Raw genomic sequence first — 24,286 nt, forward strand, 5'->3', positions numbered from 1 at the left:
CCTTCTGCGTCAGCAAGAGGAAAAGCCCATGACGAACATTCTGATCATCGGTGCAACCGGCGGGATCGCCCGTGAGGCCATTGGCCTCTTCGAGGACCGGACCGACTGCACCCTCACCCTGTACCAGCGCCGTCCCGCACGAGGCGACATCGAACACCGCGTGATCATAGGCGACGCCACGGATGAAGCTTTGCTGACCCGCGCCATGGCCGGGCAGGACGTAGTCTATGCCAACCTCTCCGGTAACCTGCCGCAGCAGGCCCGGGCGATCACCTCCGCCATGGACGCCGCCGGCGTCAAACGGCTGATCTTCATCCTCTCCATGGGTATCCATGACGAGGTTCCCGGCGAAAGCTACGGATCCATCCTGGACCCCTACCGCCACGCAGCTGAGGTCATCGCGCACAGCGACCTAGATTATACGATCCTGCGTCCCGCCTGGCTGAACGACAAGGCATAGATTTCCTACGGGACGACCACCCGGAACGAGCCGTTCAAGAACCCGGACGCCTATGTCTCTCGCCGCAGCGTGGCCGACATGGTCGTGAAACTGGCCACCAACCCGGGCCTAGCAAGCCGCGAAAGCCTTGGCATTCACAAGAAGTGAACCTGGAGTAAAGACATGCAGACCTTCAAACTGAACACCGGTGCGGACATTCCCGCCATCGGCTTCGGCGTCTACCGCGCCGCTCCGGAAGAGACCGTCGAAGCCGTGAAAGCGGCCTTCGAAGCCAGGTATCGCCACGTGGACACCGCCGCGGCCTACATGAACGAAGAGCAAGTCGGCGAAGCCTTCCGCGCCTCGGGCCTGGCCCGCGAGGACGTCTTCATCGAGAGCAAGCTCTGGATTTCCGACTACACCTATGACGGCGCGATGCACGGCTTCGACCGCTCGCTGCGCAAGCTCGGCATGGACTACGTCGACCGCTACCTGCTGCACCAGCCGGCCACCGAAGAGTTCGAGCGTACTCTGGGCGCCTTCAAGGCCATGACGGAAATCGCTGCCTCTGGCCGTGCCCGCGCCATCGGCGTGTCGAACTTCTCCATCGACCAGATCAAGGCCGTCATCGACGCCACGGGCGTGGTGCCCGCCACCAAACAGGTTGAGCTGCACCCGTTCTTAACCAACGCACCCCTCGCCGCCTTCCACCGCGAACACGACATCCTGACCCAGGCCTGGTCTCCCATCGGTGGCGTGACCCGCTACTTCACCGAGGACCCCAAGCCCGAGGGTGACCCCCTGACGCACCTGACCATCGTCGAGATAGCCTAAGCCCATGGCAAGACCACCGCCCAGGTCATCCTGCGCTGGCAGGTCGAGCTTGGCCACTCTGCCATCCCGAAATCGGACAAGCCGCACCGGATCGCGGAAAACATCGACGTTTTCGACTTCTCCCTGACGGAGAAGGAAGTCGCGCTGATCTCCGCCCTCGATACAGGCAAGCGCGGTGGTCCGGACCCGGATACGATCAGCACCAAGACCTACAGCTTCGCGATCCCAGACTGATCTCTCCGTCTGTGGTTAAAGACCAAGCATCCCAAACCTGCCCCGCCGCATCTCCGGTAGGGCGGGTTACATGATTACTCATGCGCCACCTGACAACCCATGCTGGATTTAGCGGATACTGACACAGGCCACGAAAATCATCGTTAGGTCTATAAGACGGCGGGAGACCGGCGCTGATCATTATTAGGAGCAGGACCCTGATGGATTTCGAACATGACGGCGCCGCACTGCCCTCCATTAATGTGATCGGTCCCGGGTCGCTCGGAGAAACGGTTGGACGGGCGCTGGCCGCTGCCGGCTACCGGGCCATTCTCTCTCCCCCCCGAACGGCTGGAGCACGACGCGGCAGAGATGAAGAGCAAGCTGATCATCGACGCCACCAACCCCTCGGGCCCCTCCGCCCAAGGCCGCCAAGGCGAGAAGATCGGCACGAGTGAGATCTGCCTGCGACGCGGGCCGCATTCTGAACCCGGTGACAGCGCGCACGACTCTCGGCGGCGACGTCGATCTGGGCATCCGCATCGCGCCCCTGCCGGTCAATCCTGCCATCGTTTTCGACGAAAACCTCGCTACCTTCGACCCAAGGTTGACGGCAAAACCTTGCGGTAAGCGCCGCATCTTACTGAAGTTAAAAGATGAAACCATCCAGGCCCTATGCGGTCGTCGCCTAGACAGTATTGGTCCGATCATTTTGTTGACCTGCAAGGCAAAAAGGTAGAACCATTAAGCACCCAAGCAGCGCATTCCAATCTTGGGCGCAGCGCCCTGGAGAGAGGGGCGCAGTACAACGAAGCGGACCGGTGGCAGGGAGGAGAGCTGCCGTCGCGTCCCTATCCGGACGACAATTCATTGGTAGGAGGAGACCAAGATGAGGACGCCGAAAAATGCGACGATGGCAGATGACGGACGGCACGACACGATGGCCGGGCAGGCCCGTTTTCGCCGAAGCGCGGGTGCCGGGGCAACAGCCCTCGCCCTGTTCGCCCTGACGGCCTCGGCAGGCACGGCGGAGAGTCTGACGCTTGCGCATGGCTTCAACCCGAACCATTACTGGTCCACCCAAATCATCGACCCTTGGATGGCCTGCGTCACCGAGGGCACCGGTGGCGACTACACCTTCCAGAACTATCCCAGCGGCCAGATCGTGAAATTCGCGGAATCCATTGACGCCATGCATGGCGGTCTGACGGATGTCTCGACGATTTCGGTCGGTTACGAAACGACCCGGCTGCCGCTGAATGGCGTGTCGATGCTGCCCGACATGGGGGGCACATCGGTCGAGATGGTGGGGGCATACCGTCATATGCTGGACGAGAACACGGTGCTGAAGGCCGAATACACCGACAACGATGTGCATCCGCTGATCGTCAGCCTGCTGCCGGTCTACCAGTTGGTCACCCGATCGGGACCGATCACCAGCCTCGAGGGGCTGCGGGGCAAGGTCATCCGATCCTCTGGCGGCGCGCTGACACTGACGGTCAACACGCTGGGAGCCTCGGCGACCGAGATGCCTTCGTCGGATGTCTATGTGGCCTTCCAGAACGGTGTGGTGGACGGGGCGCTCTCGGCGATTTCGAGCATCAAGCCCTATCACCTGGAGGAGGTCGTGAAAGGGGTCAGCACCAACGGGCAATTCGGCTCTTTCGCGACGCTGCTGGCGATGGAGATGCCGACCTACGAGGCGCTGCCCGACGACGTGCAGCAGGTCTTCGATCAATGCGGCCTGCAGGTGGAGCGCGACGTTGCCGCCTATCTGGATGCAGAAAACGAGACGCTGAAGGAAGAGCTCTCGGGGATGGGGATCGCAGTCTATGAATTCCCGGCCGAGATGCAGCAAGCCATGCTGGAGGCCATGGCACCGGTTGCCGAGGGATTCATTTCGCGGCTGTCCGAACGGGGCCTGCCGGCGCAGGAGACCTATGACGCCTATCGCGCGGCGCTGGCCGAGTAACGCGACAGATCTGGCATTTGGTTGTCCCGGCCGACGGGCCGGGGCCGCCGTTCGGTCGGCTTGCCGCTGGCGGCCGCCATCAGGGGAGGCAGGACATGACGGAATGTGGAATGGCGAACCAGGCAGAGCGGATCCGAATCCGCTCGATCCTGGTGGCGGCTTTCACCACGGGGCTGGTCAGCTTTGCGGTGCTTTACTCTCCTCAGCCACTGCTACACCTGGTGGCGGCGGACTATCGTGTCACACCGGCTGCCAGCGCGCTGACCATCTCCTTGCCCTCGTTGATGCTGGCGGTCTCTTCGATCGCGATGCTCTGGCTGGGGCGGCGGTTTCCGGCGGCGAAGGTGCTGCCGCTGGCAGTGCTGGCGTCCGGTGTGGTGAACATGGGCGTCTGGATGTCGCCCTGGTGGGCGGGCGTAGTGGCGGGGCGGACCGTTTTCGGTCTCTTGGCCGGGGTGATCCCGGCGGCGGTGGTGGGCTACCTGGCGGCCGAGATCCCGGCCGAGCGGATGGGGCGGGCCATGTCCTGGTACATTGCGGGCACCGGTGCGGGCGGGCTACTGGGGCGGTTGATCGCGGGTCTGTTGACCGAACCCTTCGGCTATCGCGCCTCGTTGCTGGGGATTGGCGCGGTGGCGCTGGCCTTCGGGCTGATCCTGCTCGTGGCCTTTCCGAAACCCGTGGTGGGGGATGCGGCGCGGCCTCCAGGGCGGCTCGACCTGGCCGGGCTGGGGCAGGCATTGTGCAATCCGCGTGCCGCCAGCATCTATCTGCTGGGTTTCTTTGCGATGAGCAGCTTCGTCGCCATCTTCAACTACCTGCCGTTTGAGCTATCGTCGCCACGTTTCGGACTGTCGCAATCCAGTCTCACGCTCAGTTTCCTGCCGCTGGCGCTCGGGGTCTTCATGGTGCCGATCTTTGGTATGTTCTATGATCGGCTTGGCCCGCGCGTGATGACCAGCCTGGCCTTTTTCCTGCTGCTGACGGGGTCGTTGGTGACGCTGACGCGCTCCATTCCCGTGCTTTTCCTTGGCATCATGTTGATCGCGCTCGGTGCCTTCGCTGGACACAGTTCGGCGACCGCGACCCTGGGTCGCCAGCGTGAAGTCGACCCGGCCTATGCCGCTTCGCTTTACATGTTCTGCTACTACATGGGCTCGGCCATTTCGGGTTATCTGGCGGGCATGGCCTATGACAGTGGCGGCTGGAGCGCGATCATCACCGCTACCGCGATCCTGTGCGGCCTGGGGGTGGGCGTGGCGCTGGCTGTCTTGCCACGCAATCCGCATTGATCCTTCTTCGCTGCAAACGGATCGCTCCCCCTTTAGGCCGTGATTTCGTGCCCGTGTGCTCTGACGGATGGGCCGATTTGTACTGTAAGCAGTATCCATAACTCACTGTATTATAATAGAAAATATTCTTCTTTCTGGGGCACTGTCGAATTCGGCTTTACAGGGCTGCCCGCATGATGCGAGAAATGGTCAGTCCATATTGGAGTGGCGAGTCTTGGACGGCCGCGCCAGGGATGCGCAGGCGGTCGGAGGAGGTACCGGGCTGACCTGCATCGAGGAGACAAGGGAGGCTCAAGATGCCGCAATCCGCGGATACATTGCCGATGGAGCAGGTCCAGGCGGTGGCCAACAGGCCGTTGGAGGGCGTGACGGTCATCGATCTCGGCCAGATCTATAACGGTCCGTATGCAACGTTCCTGATGGCCATGGCCGGGGCCCGAGTCATCAAGGTTGAACCGGTGGGCGGCGAGAAGATGCGCCGGCGCGGCACCGTTGGCGGGGCCATGCTGCCCTTCGCCATGCTCAATTCCAACAAGGAGTTCATCACCCTCAACCTGAAGTCCGCAGAGGGCGTCGAGTTGCTCAAGAAGATGGTGCAGAAAGCCGACATCCTGCTGGAAAACTTTGCGCCCGGTGCCATGGATCGGCTGGGTCTTGGCTACGATGTTTTGAAAGAGGTGAACCCGGGCCTCGTCTATGCCTCGGGCACCGGTTACGGCAGCTCCGGCCCGAACCGCGACATGCTGGCCATGGATCTGACGATCCAGGCGATGTCGGGTGTGATGGCGTCGACGGGCTTCCCCGATCGTCCGCCGGTCAAGGCGGGACCGGCATTGTGCGATTTCTTCGGTGGCATCCATCTTTACGGCGCCGTGATGACGGCGCTCTACAACAAGGCGGTGACCGGCAAGGGGATGCATGTCGAGGTCTCGATGCTCGAGTCGGTCTACCCTTCGCTCAGCTCCACCCTTGGGCTCTATTATGGCTCGGGTGAGAACCCGCCCAGGACCGGCAACCGCCACGGCGGCATGGCCGAGGCCCCCTACAATGTCTACCCCTGCTCGGACGGGCACGTGGCGCTGCTCTGTGTCAGCGAAAGGCACTGGGAATCGTTGCTTTCGGCCATGCACCGCGAAGACCTGATCGGGGTGGATCGGTTCAGTGACCTGCAGCACCGTGTCGACAATATCGACGAACTCGATGCGCTGATTGGCGGTTGGACATCGGGTTTCACCAAGGCGGCGCTGGTCGAGGTGCTGACCGCGCGGCGTATTCCCTGCGCCCCGGTCCGCGAGATCGACGAGGTCGTCAACGATCCGCACATGCATGCCCGCGGCACGCTCAAGCGGCTTGAACATCCGGAGCTGGGCGAGGTCGTCCTGCCCGCCGGGCCAATGTTTTTCGGCGACAGCGCGCGGGCCGAACTGATCCCCAGCAAGGCCGTCGGTGCCGATAACCGGCACGTCTTCGGCGATTGGCTGGGGCTCGATGAAGAAGAGCTCGCGGCCCTTTCCAGGGGCGGCGCCTTCTGATCGCGGCCCCGCCGCGCCACTGACATCACGCATTCGAGGTAAGAAATGAGTTTCGAGGAAACTGAAGATCACCGCGCTATTCGCGACGCCGTTGCAGCCGTCGTCCAGCAGTTTGATGACCACTACTGGTCGATGAAGGAAGAGAAGGCGGAATTTCCTTTCGAATTCCACCAGGCCATGGCCGATGGCGGCTGGCTGGGCATCACCATGCCCGAGGAATACGGCGGCGCCGGACTAGGTGTGACCGAGGCCGCGATCATGATGAACGAGGCCTGCAAGCACGGTGGCGGTTCGGCGGCGGTGTCGTCGATCCACATCAATCTCTTTGGGCCGCATCCCATCGTGGTCTTTGGCACGGAAGAGCAGAAGAAGCGCTGGATCCCCAAGTTGGTCTCGGGCGAGGACAAGGTCTGCTTTGGGGTGACCGAGCCTGATGCGGGCCTTGACACCACCCGCATCACGACCTTCGCAAAGAAGGTTGAAGGCGGCTACATCGTCAATGGTCGAAAGTTCTGGACCTCGACCGGTCAGGTGGCGAACAAGATCATGCTGCTGGCCCGCACCACGCCCATCGAGGAATGCAAGAAGCCGAGCGACGGCATGTCGATTTTCTATACGGATCTCGACAAGACCAAGATCGAGGTGAAGCGCATTCCCAAGATGGGCCGCGCCGCGGTGGATTCCAACGCGACCTTCATCGACAACTACTTCGTGCCCGACGAGGACCTGATCGGCGAGGAGGGCAAGGGGTTTTCCTATATCCTGCACAGCCTCAATCCCGAGCGGATCCTGGTGGCCGCCGAGGCCATCGCGATCGGCCAGGATGCCTTGTCGCGGGCGGCGAGTTACGCTCAGGACCGTGTCGTTTTCGGGCGCCCCATCGGCCAGAACCAGGGCATCCAGCATCCGCTGGCGGAAAACTGGATCGATCTGGAATCGGCGCTGAACATGACGATGAAGGCGGCCTGGCTCTATGACAACGACAGGCATTGCGGCGCCGAAGCGAATGCGGCCAAGTTCCTGGGTGCGCGTGCGGCGCATCGGGCCTGCGAACAGGCGGTCTTCACCCATGGCGGCCTCGGCTATGCCAAGGAATACCAGGTTGAACGGTTGCTGCGCGAGGTGATCGTCTTCCGCATCGCACCGGTCACCGAACAGCTCATCCTGTCCTACATCGCCGAGCGCGTGCTAGGCCAGAAGAAGAGCTACTGAGGCTGGCCATGAACGTGTCCCTGCGCAAGTTCCCGGACCTAACTGCCAAGGCGCTGGCAAAGGAGATCGTCGGCGCGAAGGAGATCTACGTCTCCGGCTGCGCGGCCGAGATCACCGCGCTGCCCCGGTTGCTGGGTGGCGCCGGGGCCACGGTCACGGCGATCCTCAGCCCGCTGGTCAACACCCGGTCCTATGCCGATCCGGCAACGGGTCGCCGCTGTCGCAGTTTCTTCCTTAACCGCGAGATCAGGGAGCACATGCGCAGCGGGCATGCCGAGCTCTGTCCCTGGAGCTATGGGCGCATCGCGCGCTGGCTGGGGACAGAGGTCGTCATGGACGCGGCCGTCATCATGACCTCCCCGCCGGATGAGGGCGGCCGCGTCTCACTTGGGGTGCAGACGGACTTCCTGCCGCTGTTCCGGCATCGTGTCGGGCGGATGATCGCGGTTGTGAATCCCGAACTGCCCTTTACCGAAGGGCCGACGGTCCTGCCCCTCGGCAGCTTCGACACGGTGTTTTCCGTCGATCAACCCCTGCTTTCGGTCCCGATCGACAGCGGTGCGCTGGACGATGTAACCCGCGCCATTGCCACCCATGTCGCGGGCCTGGTGCCGGACGGGGCGACGATCCAGCTGGGCCTGGGCAAGGTCTCGCAAGCCGTTGCGGGGCTGCTGGGCGCGCACCGGGGGCTGAGCATGGTGTCGGGGCTGGTGGACGACAACGTCCTGCGCCTCGAGGCGGTCGGCGCGATGCGCCGCGACCTGCCCATCGTTACCGGCGCCGCCATCGGCACGGCGGAGCTTTACGCGGCGCTGCACCGCAATCCGCGGTTCAGCTTCCGCCCCACCGACCAGACCCATGCGCCGCGGCTGCTTGCCGACCTGCCGTTGTTTCACTCGATCAATTCCTCGCTGCAGGTAGATCTTTTCGGGCAGATCAACTCCGAGATGGTCAATGGGCGACTGATCTCGACACCCGGAGGCTTTCCGGATTTCCTGCGCGGTGCGGTGCTGAACCCCGAGGGGCGTTCGATCGTGACGGTGCGGGCGCGGGGCGGGGGCAAGGTAGCGCCCGGGATCGTCTCGCAGCTGACAAGCCCCGCCTCGGTCACCGGAACGAAGACAGATGTCGATACTGTGGTTTCGGAATTCGGCATCGCGCAGGTCGCGGGCCTTTCGATGGACGCCCGAGCCCAAGCGCTGATCGCGATCGCAGCGCCCGAAGACCGCGACCGCCTGCAGGCGACATGGGACGACTATCGCATCACCGGGCGAAGCCCTGCCGCGACGGCGATGGACCAGGCGCGCTGAGCGCCGCAATTCAAGACCCCGGCGGGGCCGGGAGGAACGGAAGGAGAGGCCGAGATGGCTGGACTATATTTTGATGAATTCGAAGTCGGTCAGGTGTTCCGGCACGCGACCCGCCGCACTGTGACAGAGGCTGACAACGTCTGGTTTTCAACGGCAACCTGCAACCCCGCGGCGATTCACATCGACGAGGACTACTGCCGCAAGCACACCGAGTTCGGTCAGCGGATCGTCAACAGCGCCTTCACCATGGGGCTGATGGTGGGGCTTTCGGTTGGGGATACCACGCTGGGAACGACTGTCGGCAACCTCGGTTTCGAGGAATGCCGCTTTCCCAAGCCGGTTTTTCACGGTGACACCCTGCGGTCCGAAACCGAAGTGCTGGAGCTGCGGGAGAGCCGCTCGCGCCCAGGGCAGGGCATCGTGACCTTCATGCACCGTGCCTTCAACCAGCATGAGGAACTGGTCGCCCACTGCAAGCGCCCGGCGCTGATGATGAGCAAGCCGACTGGCTGAAGCATCGTCATCGCTTCGGTGCCCGCAGGAAGGCGGGTCCACAGGACGATGATGCCGCAGGAGCGCGGCACCAGAATGAACACGGGCACGCCCCGGAGCGGCCCGACACCCGGTTTCCCGGGACGCAAGGATACCAAGGGAGGAAATCTTGGCACGTAAAGTCATCATCACCTGCGCCGTCACGGGCGCGATCCACACCCCCACGATGTCACCGCATCTGCCGATCACCCCGCAGGAGATCGCCGATGCCGCCGTGGAAGCCGCCGAGGCCGGTGCTGCGATCATTCACCTGCACGCCCGCAACCCCGAAACCGGCCAACCCGACCAGACTCCCGAGGCCTTTGCCGAGTTCCTGCCGATCATCAAGCAGCGCAGCAACGCGGTAATCAATCTGACATCGGGCGGTTCGCCTTGGCTGCCGGTCGAAGATCGGGTGAAGCCCGCCGCCGTCTATCAGCCTGAAGTGGCTTCGATGAACCTCGGGACGATGAACCTTGGTCTCTATCCGATGCTCGACCGCTACAAGGATTGGAAGTTCCCCTGGGAGCCGGAGATGCTCGACAATTCCCGGCGGTTGTTCTTCAAGAATACCTTCGAGGATATCGAATATGCGCTGACCACACTGGGGGAATGCGGCACCCGGTTCGAATTCGAATGCTATGACACGGCGCATCTGTATACGCTGCGCCACTTCATGGACCGGGGCCTGGTGAAGGCGCCGCTGTTCATTCAGACCGTCTTTGGTCTGCTGGGCGGCATCGGCGCCCATCCGGATGACGTCTACCACATGAAACGCACCGCCGACCGACTGTTTGGATCGGATTACACCTGGTCCGTTTTGGGCGCGGGCCGTTACCAGATGCCGGTGGCCGCCATCGCCGCCGCCCAGGGTGGCAACGTTCGGGTCGGGCTCGAGGATTCGCTCTGGGGCGGGCCGGGACGACTGGCAGAGACCAATGCCGAACAGGTCCGTGCCGCGCGGAAGATCATCGAGGGGCTCGGGCTCGAAGTCGCCTCGTCCGACGAGGCGCGCGAGATGCTGGCACTGAAAGGGGGCGACAAGGTGGCCTTCTGAGCCGCTCGTCGCGCAAAGACCGGACGCGGCGCCTTGCAGCGTCCGGTACGACCTGAAGAATGAGAGGACAGGCAATGGCCGTCAGCATAGTGGGTTGGGCACATACGCCCTTCGGGAAACATTCGGATGAAACCGTCGAAAGCCTGATCGTCCAGGTAGCCCGTGGCGCGCTGGATCACGCGGGCCTTGCGGCCGAGGATGTCGATGAGGTCCTGCTGGGCCATTTCAATGCGGGCTTTTGCGACCAGAGCTTTACCGCGTCGCTGGTCTTCCAGGCGGATGACGGGTTCCGTTTCAAGCCTGCGACCAGGGTCGAAAATGCCTGCGCCACGGGATCGGCGGCAGTGCACCAAGGGCTGCGGGCAATTGAATCGGGCCGGGCGCGTTGCGTGCTGGTGGTGGGGGTCGAACAGATGACAACCACCCCGGGCCCCGAGATCGGAATGAACCTGCTGAAGGCATCCTATCTGCCTGAGGATGGCGAGACGCCTGCTGGGTTTGCCGGTGTCTTTGGCAAGATCGCCGAGCTCTATTACCAGCGTCATGGCAATCAGGATGACGCCCTGGCGATGATTGCCGCCAAGAACCATCGCAATGGCGTCGGCAATCCCTATGCGCAGATGCGCAAGGATCTGGGCTATGATTTCTGTCGGTCCGAGGGCGACAAGAATCCCCATGTTGCGGGCCCGCTGAAGCGCACCGATTGTTCGCTGGTTTCCGATGGTGCGGCGGCGTTGGTGCTGATGGAGAGCGCGTCCGCTGCCGAGATGCCGCGCGCGGTCACCTTCCGTTCGACTGCACATGTGCAGGATTTCCTGCCCATGTCGAAACGCGACATCATCCGTTTCGAGGGGTGCAGCCGGGCCTGGACGCAGGCGTTGGAGGCAGGTGGGCTGACGCTGAACGACCTGTCCTTTGTCGAAACACACGACTGCTTCACCATCGCCGAACTGATCGAATACGAGGCCATGGGACTGGTCCCGCCGGGGCAGGGCGCGCGCGCCGTGGCCGAGGGCTGGACACAGCCCGACGGTCGCTTGCCGGTGAACCTGTCGGGCGGGCTGAAGGCCAAGGGCCATCCGATCGGTGCCACCGGCGTGTCGATGCATGTGCTGACCGCGATGCAGCTTTGCGGTGAGGCCGGCGACATCCAGGCCCGTGACCCTGAACTGGGCGGAATCTTCAACATGGGCGGTGCGGCCGTGGCCAATTACGTCAGCATCCTCGAACGGGCGAAGTGAGGGCGGTATGAACAACAGGATCAGAGTGGGCATCGTCGGGCTGAAACCCGGTGTCAGCTGGGCGGCCCGTGCTCATGTCCCGGCGCTGGAATTCCTGAAACAGGATTTCGAGATCGCCGGTGTCGCCAATACCAGCCTCGCCAGTTCCGAGGCCGCCGCGAAAGCCTTCGGCATTCCCCGCGCCTTCGCCGATGTCGAAGCGCTGGCGCGCTCCCCCGAGATCGACCTGGTGGCCGTGACCGTGCGCGTGCCCTACCACCTCGAACTGGTGCGGGCTGCGGTCGATGCGGGCAAGCATGTCTACTGTGAATGGCCGCTTGGGAATGGCCTGGCCGAGGCCGAGGAAATGGCCGGGATGGTGCGCCGCGCAGGCGTCATCGGTGTGGCAGGCACCCAGGCGCGGGTGGCGCCCGAGGTGCTCTATCTGCGCAAGCTGATCGAGGATGGCTACCTGGGCGAGGTGCTCTCGGCCACGATCACTGCGCAGGGGCGCAGCTGGGGACCGACCCATACGGATTTTGCGAACCGTGCCTACCTGCTGGACAACCGCAACGGCGCCTCGATGCTGACGATCCCCTTCGGTCACACCGTCGGTGCCGTGCGTGACGTCCTGGGGGATATCACTGCTCTGACCGCGATGATCGAAAATCGTCGCAAGCAGATCCTGTTGCCCGAAACCGGAGAGATCGTGCCCTTCGATACGCCCGATCAGATCGCTGTTTGCGGTCGCATCGGTCCGCAGGCCGCGCCTATCGTCATGCATTATCGGGGTGGCATGCCGCGCGGTGAAACCGGTCTCGTCTGGGAGATCAACGGTACCGAGGGCGACCTGCGGGTGACCGGGCTGCATGGCGGGTCGCAGCAGGTGCAGTTGACGCTTGAGGGCGGGCAGGGGGCCAAGGCGCCCTTCGCGAAGATCGCGCTGCCGCCCGAGTTCGGCGGCGACTGGCCCGATCATATCTACCCGGCGAACGTGGCCCAGCTCTATGCCCGGATGGCTGCCGATATCCGCAATGGCAGCCAGCTGGCTCCGAGTTTCGACGATGCGGTGGAACTGCATCGGGTGATCGATGCGATGGAGCGTGCCTCTGCGGGACGTATCTGGGAGGATGTGACAGCGCCAAACCGACCGCTGCCCTACGTCTGATCCCGTTGTCGGCGCGGCGACGCGCGGCGACGCGCGGCGGAATTATGAAAGGATCCGAGATGTTCGATTTTTCCGGCAAGGTGGCGGTTGTGACAGGTGCCGCCAGCGGTATCGGCCGCGCCACCACCGAACTGTTCCTGGCTGGCGGGGCCAGCGTGGTGGGGGGCGACATCGATGCCGAAGCGCTGGCCGCCCTGAAGGCAGAGCTGGACCCGGATGGCGCCCGGTTGGAAGTGCAGGCCTACGACGCTGCCAGTTCGGCCAGCGCCGATGCGCTGATCGCACTGGCAATGGATCGCTGCGGGGCGCTGGATCACCTGGCGCTCTGTGCCGGGGTATATCGTCAGCATCCACTTAAGGAAATGACCGATGCGAACTGGCGGCAGACGATTTCGGTCAACCTGGACGGCGCCTTCTACCTGATCCGGGCTGCGGCGCAGGTGATGGCGCCCGGCAGTTCCATCGTTACCCTGGCTTCGGTTGCGGCGCACAAGGGGGGCACTTATGGTTTTGCCCATTACGGTGCCTCCAAGGGCGGCATCCTGGCACTGACACGCAGCGCGGCGCAGGACCTGGCCCCAGATGTCCGGGTCAACTGTGTCTCGCCGGGTCTGATCGAAACCCCGATGACCGTGGACCTGGTGCAGCGGCTGGGCGAGGATATCCGCAAGCAGATCCTGCTGGGCCGCTATGGCAAGCCCTCTGAAATCGCCAGTGTCGTCGGCTTCCTTTGTTCCGATGCGGCCAGCTTCGTCAATGGCGAGGTCATCATCGCCTCGGGCGGGGCCTACATGGGATGAAGGCCAGAGCAGCGAAATGAGCGAGCGGTACGACGAAATCGGCCCGGCGCTGGCACGTTTTGCCCTGGGGGCGGCCCCGGTGGGTGCCTTTCATGTCGCGACCTTCATGAACTGGTATGCCGTGACCCTGGCCGGGGCGCGGCGGGCGCCGGTCGAGACAATGTGTCGGGCACTGGCCGCCGAAGGCGCGCAGGGGGCCTGCCGTCCGCTCGGGCGGGACGAGCGGTTGCCCGCTTCGGCGGCGGTCGGGCTCGATTGCCTGTCTTCGGCGACGCTGGCCTATGACGACATCCATTTCGCCACGACCCTGCACCCGGCAGGTCCGGTTGCAGCGGCGATCTGCGGCGTCGCCCGGCTGCGTCCAGTGACCGGGGCGCAGGCCCTTCAGGCGCTGCGGGTCGGGATGGAGATCGAATGCCGCCTGTCGGCGGCGATGTTCAACTGCGGAACGGGTGCTGCGACGGGCTGGTACCCGACTGGCATGGCTGGAGGTTTCGGCGCTGCCGCCGCCGCTGGCCGGTTGTTGGAACTGGATGCCGCGGGGGTGGAAACGGCGCTGGCCCTGGCGGCCAGTCGCGCTTCGGGGACCCGTGGCAGCCACGGAGCCATGACCGCCTACTGGCCGCCCGCGCTGGCCGCCGAGGCAGGCTTTGCCGCCGCGTTGATGGCGCAGGCGGGCTTTACTGCCGGGATGGGCGCGCTGAGCGGCCCCAACGGATTGCTGCGCCAGATCGCGCCGACGCCCGATCTGGACGCCCTGCTTGGCGGGCTTGGAACCCAGCACCGCAGCGAGGAGACCGCCCCCAAGATCTATCCTTATGGCTTCATCGCCTATGCGCCAATCGATTGCGCTACCCGGGCGGCCGAGGGTGGGGAGATGGCCTCTGCGGTCCTGACCGTCTCGCCGACCTGCGCAGGTTTGGGGGGGCAGGGGCTGCCGTCGAACATGTTCGAGGCCCAGGTGGCGCTGCGGCTGATCGTGGCTCGAACCCTGGCGGATCCTGCCAGCGCCCTGCGACCCGTTCCCGAGGATTTCGCGGTAAGTACGGAAGATGCCGAACGCGCCGCAAGGGTCGACCTGCGCGAGGATCCTGCCCTGGCCAATGACCGGGCGCGTCTGCAGGTGACCTATGCAAATGGCGGCGAAGCTCTGTTTCGTTGTGACGCGGCTCCGGGCAGCGTCGGTAATCCGTTGCCGGCCGGGGCCGTTGCCGAGAAGGCTCACCGCCTGTTGAGTGCCACCTGCGGCGCCGAGGAGGCAGGGCGCCTGATGGACCTGCTGCAGGCGCTGCCGGAGCTCACCGACCTTTCGGAGGTGCTGCCTCAGTAACCGCGATGCTGGCGAAGGATCAGTTCGGCCAGCTTGCGGGCAATGAAGGGCACCTCGGCCTGATCGGCATTGTCCAGCCGGTCACGGGCCTCGGCGATCTCGGGCGCGGTATGGCGGATATTGTCGTGGATCAGTGGCACATGAGACGGGATCATGGCGATGGAGCCGGTATAGCCGTCGTCCCGCCAGGCACGCAGGAAGGCTGCGACGCGCTCGGTGTCCCGGAAGGCGGGAATAAGCGATCCGCCAGTGGCGAAGACGTCATGCTCGGCCGCGGCAGCGGCGATACGGGCGCGGGGCATCTTCATTGCGATACCGCGGAAATCGCTTCCCTCGTCATCAAAGAGGGCACAGCCGACCTCGGAAGCATAATCGGTATAGCCAAAGTGCACCCCCACCACCTCGGGCCGCGACAGGATCGCATCGAGCTGAGAGACCCCGCGCGGGCTTTCCACCATGACATAGATCCTTCGTGCTGGTCCGCCGTGTTGCAGCAGTTGTGCGGTCATCCTGGAGATTTCGTCTTCGTGTTCGATCTTCGGATAGCAGATCATCACCTCGGGAGGGCAGGCGGCCACGGCGGCCAGATCCTGATCCAGCAGTCCGCTCTGATGGCCGTTCACACGGATGAACATGTGTTTCCCGGCGATCAGCGCGGGATCGTTGCAGATCCGGACGGCACGTGTTCGGGCTGCGTCCTTCTGGGCGGCAGGCACGGAATCTTCGAGGTCCAGCATGATTGCATCCGCCGTGCTGCCGGGGATCTTTGGCCAGAAGCGATCGGTCTTCAGGGGGACCTCGAGGATGCTGCGCAGGGTGCCGAAGGTTTCGCGGATTGATGTCATCTGGGCCTCCGAAAGGGTCAGCGGATCGGTGAGAAGTCGGTGGGGATCAGGATGTCGTTTGACATGGCGTCAACCAGGAAGCCGTCTTCCTCGCTTTTCTTGCGGGCGACAGTCCATTCCGGATCCGCGCGGAAGGCCTGCCAGGCGGCCATGCGCTGATCGAGCGAGTCCCAGGCAAGCAGGTAAACCAGCTCGGGCCGGTTCTGGCCGAACTCGGTCACGAAAAAGCCGAGCGGCCGGAAGTCGTGCTTTTCGAAGAGGCGCAGGGTGTCGTTACGGAACCGGTCCAGCAGCGCCGGAAGGCGGTCGGGCAGGCAATGATAGGTGCAGCGTTCGACATACATGGCGGGCTCCGTCACACAACGAGGTAGCCGCCGTCGACGGGCAGGATGGCACCGTTGACATAGGAGGCGTCGGGCGAGGCGAGAAAGGCGATGGCGGCCGCGATTTCCTCGGGGCGACCCAGACGTTTCATCGGGCAGTGAATGTCCATCCAGTCCGAAACGTCGCCCGCGCCGCCTGCCAGCATCGGCGTGTCGATGTAGCCCGGCGCGATGCAGTTGGCGCGGATGCCGAAGGGCGCCAGCTCGCGGGCCAGCTGACGAGTCAGGGCCAGGACGCCCCCTTTCGAGGCGGCATAGCCTGCCTCGGCAAAGCCACTGCGCATCCCCACAACGGAGGAGACGGTGACAATGGCTCCGCCCTTCGTCTTGAGCTGGTCGATGCAGCCTGAAATCACGTTGAAGCTGCCGGTGAGGTTGATCGCGATCTCGCGGTCCCAGCCTTCGGCATTGCCTGTCTCGCCGATGCGCGACACGGCGGCGATGCCTGCGCAGGTGACGACGACCGATATCGGGCCGCGGTCCCGGCCCACTTTGGCCAGGGCGCTAGCACACTGGGCGCGGTCGGTCACGTCCAGCGGCACCGCGAAGGCGGAATGGCCTTGGCTGGTCATTTCGGCCACGGTCTGGTCGAGCAGATCACGGTTGCGGTCGGCCAGGCCCACCGAGAGGCCGCGTGCGGCCAGCGTTTCGGCGGTGGCGCGACCGATGCCGCTGGCGCCGCCGGTGATGAGTGCAATTTTGTCAGTCATTTGGATCTGATCCCTGGAATTTCAGGCCGCGAAGGCTTCGTGAATCTTCAGCACGTGGCGGGCCTGGTTGAGGTGGGGGATGTCCAGCATCTCGCCGTCGATGGCGATGGTCCCGGCGTCACCTGCTTCGTCGAAGGCGGCGATGATGCGTCGGGCCCGATCGACCTCGGCTTCAGCGGGCATGAAGGCCTCGTTGATCGGAGCCACCTGGGCGGGGTGAATGGCGAAGCGACCGGTGAAGCCTTCGCGCCGTGCTTCGAGCGAGCTGCCATAGAGACCTTCGGGGTCGCGGAAATCGACGTAGAGGGTCTCGATGGCGTTGACGCCGCAGGCCTTGGCGGCGAGCAGGCACTGGCTGCGGACCATGCGATAGGTCAGCGCCCATTCACCCTGTGGGGTCTTGTTCGTGGCGGCTCCTATGGCGCTGGAGAGATCCTCGGCGCCCCAGGTCAGGCCCCAGAGCCGAGGCAGGTCGTACTTGTGATATTCGCCGAGCGCGAAGGGGGCGGCTGCGGTTTCGGTCACCACGGCCATGATGCCGATGCCGTCATCGGTCATCCCTGCCTTTGTGGTCAGCGCATCGAGATAGTCCGACGCGGTACGCACATCCCAGGGACCGGTGCACTTGGGCAGCAGAACCCCGGCCAAGTGTGGTGTCACCACCGCGCAGAGGTCCTCCAGTGCCATTCCCGACGGCAGCGGATTGATCCGCACCCAAAGCTGTCCGCCGTAGGCCTGGGGAGAATGCGATAGTAGTTCAGCCAGCTGCTGCCGGGCCTCGCTCTTGCGCGAGGGCATGACCGAGTCCTCGAGGTCAAGCACGATTGCGTCGGCCTCGGTGCCGAAGGCCTTCTCGATCTTGCGGGGACTGTCTGCGGGCACGAAGAGGATGGAGCGAATGGGTTTCGTAGTCCGGCTGGCGGGCATGGGGTAATGTCCTCTGCTGAGGTTTTCGGAAAATGGGCGCGGGCCGGGCGTCAGCCCAGCTTGTACGTCCGGCGTGCGTTCTCGACGAAGATGCGGGACAGCTCGTCGGGGCTGAGGTCGATGAGCATTTTCTTGAAGGCGTTCAGAAGCACGCGGTAGGAGGCCGCCTGGCGGTCCACCGGGAAATTGCTGCCGAAGATCGCCCGCTCGGGCCCGAAAGCGTCGATGCAGGTGCGCACGTAGGGTTTCCAGGCCTCGACCAGCATATCGGAGGTGGCGGTGCCGCCGAACTGCCAGCCCATGCGGGAGATGCCCAGGCCACTGATCTTGACGCTGACGTTTTCCGCTTCGGCCAGGCTGTAGATGCCGCGGGCCCAGTGCCGGAACACCTCCTGCCGCATCGTGGCATAGCGACCGACACCAAGGGGACCGCCGACATGATCCAGAACGATCTGCGTGTCGGGCACCTTAGCGGCGAAGGCCTTGACCGCGTCGAGCTGCGTATGGAAGGCCCACAGGTCGAGCACCAGGTCCATCTCGCCCAGAAGGGCGGTGGCCTGCTGCAGTTCGGGCCGATGCATCACATCCTCGTTGAAGTAACCGGGTTCATGGTAGCCAGCCTCGGGATCCTCGTCGAAGGCAACCCGGTAGCGCACACCGCGGAACCGACCCTGACTGGCTTCGTCCTGGGACGCGAGGATCGGCTCCAGCTCGCGGCCCAGCAACAGGTTGCCCGCGCCCAGGATGCCTTCGGCCAGGCGATGCGGGCTGTCGCCCGCCAGCGCGATCTGGTCCATGACATAGCGCGCTTCGGCGGCGGGTTGCTCGGCCTCGGGCAGGCCGTCATCGTAACCCATGTTGCATTCGACATAGATGCTTGAACGCACGCGATGGCCATCGGCCACATCGGCCAGGAACTGAGGCGCGAAGTAGTCGAAGCCGGTGCGATCCCATAGGTGAATATGGGCATCGATGATCTCGAGATCGGGCAGGACGATCTCTTCTGGGTGCCCCGAAGAGACCGGCTCACTCGCGGTTTGGTTCATGTCTTCCTCCTCCCAAAGGCAATTCGTAGGGGCGGCGCGCCGCGATACAAATTGGTCAGTCCTTTTTAGGGCTCAATTTTAAGTTTGAGAAGTCCCGATGTTGGAAAATCGCCGTCGAAGGAACGGAATAACGCCCGCCTGCAAGATGGGAATTTATAAATTATCTTTTAAAATCCTACTGTTGTTTCTTTTCTTCGGGTCCTGGCCTGCCGTCGCATCACGAGCCGTATTGACGAGTTCGCTTGGCCTATTTAAGGTCTGACCAAATTAGGGAGACCGGTGCTCGCCCCACGGAAAGAGGAGATCCGCGGGGACCAAGGGAACTGGGCTCACAGAGGAGGAGAGGTCATGATTCTTGAACTTTGCGTCTACCGATGTTTGCCGGGGCGGCTGCCGGCGTTGATGAATCGCTTCGAGTCATCCACGCTCGACCTCTTCGCCAAGCACGGCTTCACGCCCCATGGCTTTTTCACCACCATGGTAGGCCGATCGGCCCAAGAGCTGACCTATATGCTGCTGTGGGACTCGCTCGATCAGCGCGAGAAGTGCTGGCACAGCTTTCATCACGACCCCGATTGGATCGCGGCCAGGACGGCCAGCGAAGCCGATGGGATGATCGTGGTGAACGCCAGCAATCAATTGCTTCAGCCCACGCCGTTTTCGCCGCTGCGCTGAGCGGTTCAGTCTGGAGGAAACGCGTGGCTGCGGACGGGGATCCGTCGTCGCATTTCATTTTCTGAGGAGGAATTCATGACTTTACCGACACGCGAACTGGGCCGAAGTGGCCTGAAGGTTTCCGCCCTTGGCCTGGGCTGCATGGGCATGAGTTTTGCCTATGGTCCGACGCCCGAGAAATCCGAGATGATCACGCTGATCCGTCAGGCGGTGGAGCGCGGCGTGACCTTCTTCGACACCGCCGAGGTCTATGGCCCCTACGTGAACGAGGAACTGCTGGGCGAGGCGCTTGAACCCTTCAAGGGTGAGGTGGTGATCGCCACGAAGTTCGGCTTCCAGCTCAAGCAAGATCTCACGCCGGGTTGGGACGGGCTGAATTCGCGTCCCGAGCATATCCGAAAGATGACCGAAGGGTGTTTGAAGCGGCTGCGGGTCGATGCGATCGACCTGATGTACCAGCACCGCACCGATCCCGATGTGCCGCCTGAAGACGTGGCCGGAGCGGTGAAAGACCTGATCGCCGAAGGCAAGATCAAGCACTTCGGCCTGTCCGAGGCCGGTCCGGAGACGATCCGCCGCAGTCATGCCGTGCAGCCTGTCACTGCGCTGCAAAGCGAATATTCGCTGTGGTGGCGCGATCCCGAGACCGAGATCCTACCGTTGCTGGATGAACTGGGTATCGGCTTTGTGCCCTACAGCCCCCTGGGCAAGGGCTTTCTGACCGGCAAGATCGACGAGACGGTCGAGTTCGACAAGACAGATGGCCGTGCCAACAAGCCGCGTTTCACCGTCGAGGCGCGCAAGAACAACCGCGCGCTGGTCGATGTGCTGGGTGGCATCGCGGACGAGAAGGGGGCGACCCCGGGGCAGGTGGCCTTGGCCTGGCTTCTGGCTCAGGCACCCTGGATCGTGCCGATCCCGGGAACCCGCAAGTTGCATCGGCTTGAGGAGAACCTCGGTGGTGCCTCGGTTGAGCTCTCGACTGCCGATCTTGAGCGGATCGAGGCGGGTGCTGCCGGTGTGACCATTCAGGGCGGACGTTATGATGCGGAATCGGCCAAGTTCCTGGACCGCAAGTAAGCGCCGCAAGGTGGGCGGCCCGGGACGGATCCCGGGCCTGCCACGAAGGAGATTGCCTGTGAAGAAAGACGATATGACTCCGCCGATCTGTTCCAAGAAGACGCGGCAAGAATGACCGGTCGCGAGGGCCCGTTGACGGGCATCCGCATCCTTGACGCCGCCTCGCTGCTTGCGGGACCGACGGCGGCGACACTTCTGGCGGAATACGGTGCCGAGGTGATCAAGCTGGAACAGCCCGACAGCGGTGACACGATGCGGCGTTACCCGCCGTTCCATGAGGATGTATCGCTGCTGTGGAAGGTGATTGCCCGCGACCGCAAGAGCGTCACGCTCAATTTGCGGACGGAGGCGGGGCGCGACATGTTCCGCAAGCTGGTCGCCGAATGTGACGTGGTCACCCTCAACAATCGTCCCGAGACGGTGCGCAAATGGGGCATCGATTTCGAGGATCTGAAGAAGGTGAATCCGCGCGTCGTCATGCTGCATGTCACCGCCTACGGGCGGACCGGGCCCTATGCCGAACGTCCCGGATTTGCGCGGGTCGCCGAGGCTTTCTCGGGCCTGACCCATCGTACCGGCTTTGCCGGTGAGGAACCCGCGCAATCCGGCTACCCGATGCTGGGCGACGGTGTAACCGGCCTTTACGGCGCCTTCGCCGTCATGCTGGCCCTGCGCCAGCGCGATCAGACAGGAGAGCCGCAGCTGATCGACCTCGGTCTTTACGAGACCTTCCTGAGGCTGATCGAGGACCAGGTTCCGGCCTATGGTCAGGACGGCACGGTGATGAGCCGGATCGGCAATTCAAATCCGCTGATCTGCCCCAACGGGCTGTTCCCGACCAAGGATGGCCGCTTTGTTTCCATTCCCGCGTCGACCGAGGCGCTCTGGGGGCGGCTGGTCAAGATGATGGATGCGCCCGAATTGGCACAATACGACAGCAACCCGGTGCGTCTGCAGCATCGTGCGCTGATCGAGGGCAAGGTCGAGGCCTGGACCCGCCAATACGATTTCCGCGATTTGCTGGAGATCTGCGCCGCGGGTGGCATCGCTTGCGGCCCGGTCTATTCGGTCGAGGACATCGTGAACGATCCGCATATCCGCCACCGGGGTTCGGTGATGGAGGTCGAGGACGAGGAATGCGGCAAGGTGATGATCGCCTCGCCTGCTGGCCGCTTCTCGGGCTTCGAGGCACGGATCGGCCAGTTGGGGCCCAAATTGGGAGCCCACACCGAGGAAGTCTTGACCGAGATGCTGGGGCTGGACCCCGGCGCTATCAGGAAACTTAGGGAGAACGGCGACATCTGAGCGGCCCGGAGACGTTCGATTGCGCCGCAGGAGGAAAACGATGAGCGAGATTCAGGGAAGTTGGGACCCGAAGTTCGAGAAGGTGCGCGACCTCTTTGCCGAAAAGGTGGCCGATGGCAGCGAAGTAGGCGCCAGCCTCCATGTCACGGTCGACGGCAAGGATGTGATCGACATCTGGGGGGGCTGGCGTGAGCGAGAGCACCTGACACCGTGGGACGAACATACCGTCGTCAATGTTTTTTCGGGCTCTAAGCCGGTCACCAGTCTGGCGCTTTTGATGATGGTGGACCGCGGCCTGCTGGATCTGGACGCTCCGGTGGCAGACTACTGGCCCGAGTTCGCGCAGAACGGCAAGGAGGGTGTGCTGGTACGGCACCTGATGAGCCACACCGCCGGGCTGCCCGCCTGGTTGCCGCCGTTCTCCTTCGAGGAAGCTGCAAATACCGAATTGTCGACGGCACGCCTTGCCGCGCAGGCTCCCTGGTGGGAGCCCGGCACGCGGGGATCCTACCACGCCAGTTCCTTTGGGCATCTGAACGCCGAACTGGCGCGCCGCGTCTGCGGTCGTCCGTTGCGCGAGTTTATCCGGGACGAGATCGCGACGCCGCTACAGGCAGATTTCTTCCTGGGGTTGGAGGATGCGCAGATGGGGCAGGTCGCCACGATTTATCCTGACAGCGATGCCCCCAAATCGGCGCCGAAACCGGCTGGCAAAGTGGCTGTTCCGGCTGGCGAATTCAACGAACCCACCGAAGAGGAAGTGATCGCCAAACGCACCCGCGAGGGCTCTTTCTCGGGCACATTGGGGGACGAGCAGACGGTTTTCAATTCCACCGAATGGCGGCGCACCGATTTCGCCGGCAGCAGCGGCCATGCCAACGGGCGTGGCCTGGGCCGGATCATCTCGGCCCTTGCAAACGGTGGCACCTCGCAGGGGGTCAAGCTGCTGTCGCAGGCAACGATCGACCAGATCTTCCGCGAACAGGCCAGTGGTATCGATGCCTATTACATGAAGCCGATCCACTGGGGCATCGGCTACGCCCTGGCACCCCAGAAGGAGAAGGAGCGCGGCCCGCTGCCCTTCCTGAAACCCGGCCCGCGCACCTGTTACTGGTACGGCACCGGTGGTGCGCTGGTGCTGGCCGACCTCGGGAACCGGTTGTCGATCGGCTATGCGATGAACCAGTGCCAGAGCGGGCGCAGCTCGCTCAACGGCGTCTACTACAATGCCATCTACGATTGCCTGTGAGGCAGCTGAACCACAGGGAGATCCCCATGTATGTTGACAGAGATTTCGCGCTTGGGCTCGACCTCGATCCGATACCGATCGAGGTCGAGCGTGGCCGCCTGCGATTGTTTGCCAAGGCCATCGGCGAAACCAACCCCGTCTACTTCGACCTGGATGCCGCCCGGGCCGCAGGTTATCCGGATCTGCCCGCGCCCCCCTCGTTCCTGGGCAATGCGGTTGAGCTCGAAATTCCTGAACCTCTCTACTGGATGTCGGCCGTGGGTATCGACATCACGTCGACGCTGCATGGCGGGCAGAAGATGGTCTACCACGAGATGGTCTTTGCGGGGGACAGCCTGATGCTGCATCGCTCGATCGTCGACGTTTACGTCAAGAAAGCCGGGGCGCTGGAGTTCGTGGTCAAGAAGACCGAAATCATGCGCGGCGACACGCTTGTGGTCGAAGCCTTCTGCAACATCGCCGTTCTGCACCCGGAGGCCGGAAAATGACCACCACGGAAGTGACACAAGACCTTGCGCCCGGAACCGAGCTGCCACCGCTGGAGATCGGGCCGATCACCCGCCGCACCCTGGCGCTGTTCGCCGGTGGGTCAGGCGATCATCAGCCGGTGCATGTCGACATTGATGCCGCGCGCGAACGGGGCCGGGAAGACGTGATTGCCCATGGCATGATCTCGATGGCCTACCTCGGGCGTTACCTGGCAGGGTTGATTCCGCAGGAACGGCTGCGCAGCTTTGACGTGCGCTTTGCTGCCGTGACGCCCGTTCTGGCCAGGCCGATCTGCTCTGGCTCTGTCCGGTCGATAGAGCAGGGTGTGGCCACGCTGGATCTGAAGGTGGCGCTGGCCGACGGCACGGTGACGGTTACAGGAACAGCCACCGTTGCCGTCTGATCTTCCTTCACCATGATCGCAAGGGCCCCCGATGTATCGGGGGCCTTTCTTATGTGGACGGTCGTCAAGGGAGACGGTCAACGAAGCTGGGCTCAATTCGCCCACAAGAGGCAGAATTGAGCCCGTCAGCGGTCGTTTGGGCAACGGGCAGCGAAGGTCGGGAGCGAGCCCAGACTCACCGATGCTGCGGGGCGCGCGAATGTCGGCTTTCGTCCGGCGCGTCGCACCATGATGGAGTTAGTCAGCTTCCACCAAGTCACTCCG

The 24,286-nt window shown here is 63.6% G+C and carries 24 protein-coding genes and 1 pseudogene; 20 read left to right on the top strand and 5 right to left on the bottom strand.

Annotation, left to right across the window (positions count from 1 at the left end):
• Positions 1-28: 28 nt before the first annotated feature.
• From C8N44_RS20405 to C8N44_RS20470, 14 genes and pseudogenes are all read left to right on the top strand, one after another.
• Positions 29-460, top strand: a complete 432-nt coding sequence (locus C8N44_RS20405) for an NAD(P)H-binding protein (RefSeq protein WP_210204203.1) — start codon at positions 29-31, stop codon at positions 458-460.
• Between the two features lie 162 nt (positions 461-622).
• Positions 623-1,507 (top strand): annotated as a pseudogene (locus C8N44_RS20410) (aldo/keto reductase).
• Positions 1,508-1,940: 433 nt separating this feature from the next.
• A complete protein-coding gene (locus C8N44_RS20415) occupies positions 1,941-2,225 on the top strand; it encodes a hypothetical protein (RefSeq protein ID WP_107978612.1) in 285 nt (94 codons plus the stop codon).
• A 150-nt stretch (positions 2,226-2,375) separates the two neighbouring features.
• A complete protein-coding gene (locus C8N44_RS20420) occupies positions 2,376-3,458 on the top strand; it encodes a TRAP transporter substrate-binding protein (protein ID WP_107978613.1) in 1,083 nt (360 codons plus the stop codon).
• Between the two features lie 110 nt (positions 3,459-3,568).
• On the top strand, positions 3,569-4,750 hold the full coding sequence (locus C8N44_RS20425; RefSeq protein ID WP_158274114.1) for an MFS transporter: 1,182 nt from the start codon (positions 3,569-3,571) through the stop codon (positions 4,748-4,750).
• Positions 4,751-5,046: 296 nt separating this feature from the next.
• Entirely contained in the window at positions 5,047-6,282 is a 1,236-nt protein-coding gene (locus tag C8N44_RS20430) for a CaiB/BaiF CoA transferase family protein (RefSeq protein ID WP_244641155.1), read from the top strand.
• A gap of 45 nt (positions 6,283-6,327) precedes the next feature.
• Complete coding sequence (locus tag C8N44_RS20435) at positions 6,328-7,494, top strand: acyl-CoA dehydrogenase family protein (RefSeq protein ID WP_107978616.1); 1,167 nt, start codon at positions 6,328-6,330, stop codon at positions 7,492-7,494.
• 8 nt (positions 7,495-7,502) lie between these two features.
• Positions 7,503-8,804, top strand: a complete 1,302-nt coding sequence (locus C8N44_RS20440) for an acetyl-CoA hydrolase/transferase family protein (RefSeq protein WP_107978617.1) — start codon at positions 7,503-7,505, stop codon at positions 8,802-8,804.
• A gap of 54 nt (positions 8,805-8,858) precedes the next feature.
• Positions 8,859-9,317 carry a MaoC family dehydratase gene (locus C8N44_RS20445; RefSeq protein ID WP_107978618.1) on the top strand — a complete coding sequence of 153 codons (459 nt, stop codon included), beginning with the start codon at positions 8,859-8,861 and terminating at the stop codon, positions 9,315-9,317.
• Between the two features lie 148 nt (positions 9,318-9,465).
• Complete coding sequence (gene kce / locus C8N44_RS20450; RefSeq protein WP_107978619.1) at positions 9,466-10,392, top strand: 3,5-dioxohexanoate:acetyl-CoA acetone transferase; 927 nt, start codon at positions 9,466-9,468, stop codon at positions 10,390-10,392.
• A gap of 74 nt (positions 10,393-10,466) precedes the next feature.
• Positions 10,467-11,633 (top strand): acetyl-CoA acetyltransferase, encoded by a 1,167-nt coding sequence (locus C8N44_RS20455; RefSeq protein ID WP_107978620.1) that lies wholly within the window; start codon positions 10,467-10,469, stop codon positions 11,631-11,633.
• 7 nt (positions 11,634-11,640) lie between these two features.
• On the top strand, positions 11,641-12,780 hold the full coding sequence (locus tag C8N44_RS20460; RefSeq protein ID WP_107978621.1) for a Gfo/Idh/MocA family protein: 1,140 nt from the start codon (positions 11,641-11,643) through the stop codon (positions 12,778-12,780).
• 59 nt (positions 12,781-12,839) lie between these two features.
• Complete coding sequence (locus C8N44_RS20465; protein ID WP_107978622.1) at positions 12,840-13,580, top strand: SDR family NAD(P)-dependent oxidoreductase; 741 nt, start codon at positions 12,840-12,842, stop codon at positions 13,578-13,580.
• A 16-nt stretch (positions 13,581-13,596) separates the two neighbouring features.
• Positions 13,597-14,910: an MmgE/PrpD family protein gene (locus tag C8N44_RS20470; protein WP_158274115.1), complete on the top strand. Its 1,314-nt coding sequence runs from the start codon at positions 13,597-13,599 to the stop codon at positions 14,908-14,910.
• Here C8N44_RS20470 and C8N44_RS20475 read toward each other — a convergent pair.
• From C8N44_RS20475 to C8N44_RS20495, 5 genes are read right to left on the bottom strand one after another with little or no spacing between them, the layout of a single operon-like run.
• On the bottom strand, positions 14,904-15,755 hold the full coding sequence (locus tag C8N44_RS20475) for an HpcH/HpaI aldolase/citrate lyase family protein (protein WP_107978624.1): 852 nt from the start codon (positions 15,753-15,755) through the stop codon (positions 14,904-14,906). The two genes, C8N44_RS20470 and C8N44_RS20475, sit on opposite strands and share 7 nt — an antisense overlap.
• A gap of 17 nt (positions 15,756-15,772) precedes the next feature.
• Positions 15,773-16,099, bottom strand: coding sequence for an NIPSNAP family protein (locus tag C8N44_RS20480; RefSeq protein WP_107978625.1), 327 nt, complete (start codon positions 16,097-16,099; stop codon positions 15,773-15,775).
• Positions 16,100-16,110: 11 nt separating this feature from the next.
• Entirely contained in the window at positions 16,111-16,848 is a 738-nt protein-coding gene (locus C8N44_RS20485; protein ID WP_107978626.1) for an SDR family NAD(P)-dependent oxidoreductase, read from the bottom strand.
• A 21-nt stretch (positions 16,849-16,869) separates the two neighbouring features.
• Positions 16,870-17,775 carry an HpcH/HpaI aldolase/citrate lyase family protein gene (locus tag C8N44_RS20490; protein WP_107978627.1) on the bottom strand — a complete coding sequence of 302 codons (906 nt, stop codon included), beginning with the start codon at positions 17,773-17,775 and terminating at the stop codon, positions 16,870-16,872.
• A 50-nt stretch (positions 17,776-17,825) separates the two neighbouring features.
• The gene (locus tag C8N44_RS20495; RefSeq protein WP_107978628.1) at positions 17,826-18,821 is read right to left on the bottom strand and encodes an amidohydrolase family protein; all 996 of its coding nucleotides are present in this window, start codon (positions 18,819-18,821) and stop codon (positions 17,826-17,828) included.
• A 348-nt stretch (positions 18,822-19,169) separates the two neighbouring features.
• On the opposite strand from C8N44_RS20495, the gene C8N44_RS20500 reads away from it, so the two are divergent.
• The 6 genes from C8N44_RS20500 to C8N44_RS20525 all read left to right on the top strand — a co-directional run bounded on the left by C8N44_RS20500 (position 19,170) and on the right by C8N44_RS20525 (position 24,022).
• Complete coding sequence (locus C8N44_RS20500) at positions 19,170-19,496, top strand: NIPSNAP family protein (protein ID WP_107978629.1); 327 nt, start codon at positions 19,170-19,172, stop codon at positions 19,494-19,496.
• Positions 19,497-19,571: 75 nt separating this feature from the next.
• On the top strand, positions 19,572-20,576 hold the full coding sequence (locus C8N44_RS20505; protein WP_107978630.1) for an aldo/keto reductase: 1,005 nt from the start codon (positions 19,572-19,574) through the stop codon (positions 20,574-20,576).
• A 111-nt stretch (positions 20,577-20,687) separates the two neighbouring features.
• The gene (locus tag C8N44_RS20510) at positions 20,688-21,881 is read left to right on the top strand and encodes a CaiB/BaiF CoA transferase family protein (RefSeq protein WP_107978631.1); all 1,194 of its coding nucleotides are present in this window, start codon (positions 20,688-20,690) and stop codon (positions 21,879-21,881) included.
• A gap of 40 nt (positions 21,882-21,921) precedes the next feature.
• Positions 21,922-23,130 (top strand): serine hydrolase domain-containing protein, encoded by a 1,209-nt coding sequence (locus tag C8N44_RS20515; RefSeq protein ID WP_107978632.1) that lies wholly within the window; start codon positions 21,922-21,924, stop codon positions 23,128-23,130.
• 26 nt (positions 23,131-23,156) lie between these two features.
• Positions 23,157-23,618 (top strand): MaoC family dehydratase N-terminal domain-containing protein, encoded by a 462-nt coding sequence (locus C8N44_RS20520; RefSeq protein WP_107978633.1) that lies wholly within the window; start codon positions 23,157-23,159, stop codon positions 23,616-23,618.
• The gene (locus C8N44_RS20525; RefSeq protein ID WP_107978634.1) at positions 23,615-24,022 is read left to right on the top strand and encodes a MaoC/PaaZ C-terminal domain-containing protein; all 408 of its coding nucleotides are present in this window, start codon (positions 23,615-23,617) and stop codon (positions 24,020-24,022) included. The genes C8N44_RS20520 and C8N44_RS20525 overlap by 4 nt, the downstream gene beginning before the upstream one ends.
• Positions 24,023-24,286: the final 264 nt, after the last annotated feature.

The organism is Allosediminivita pacifica (assembly GCF_003054175.1).
GTDB classification, from domain to species: Bacteria; Pseudomonadota; Alphaproteobacteria; order Rhodobacterales; family Rhodobacteraceae; genus Allosediminivita; species Allosediminivita pacifica.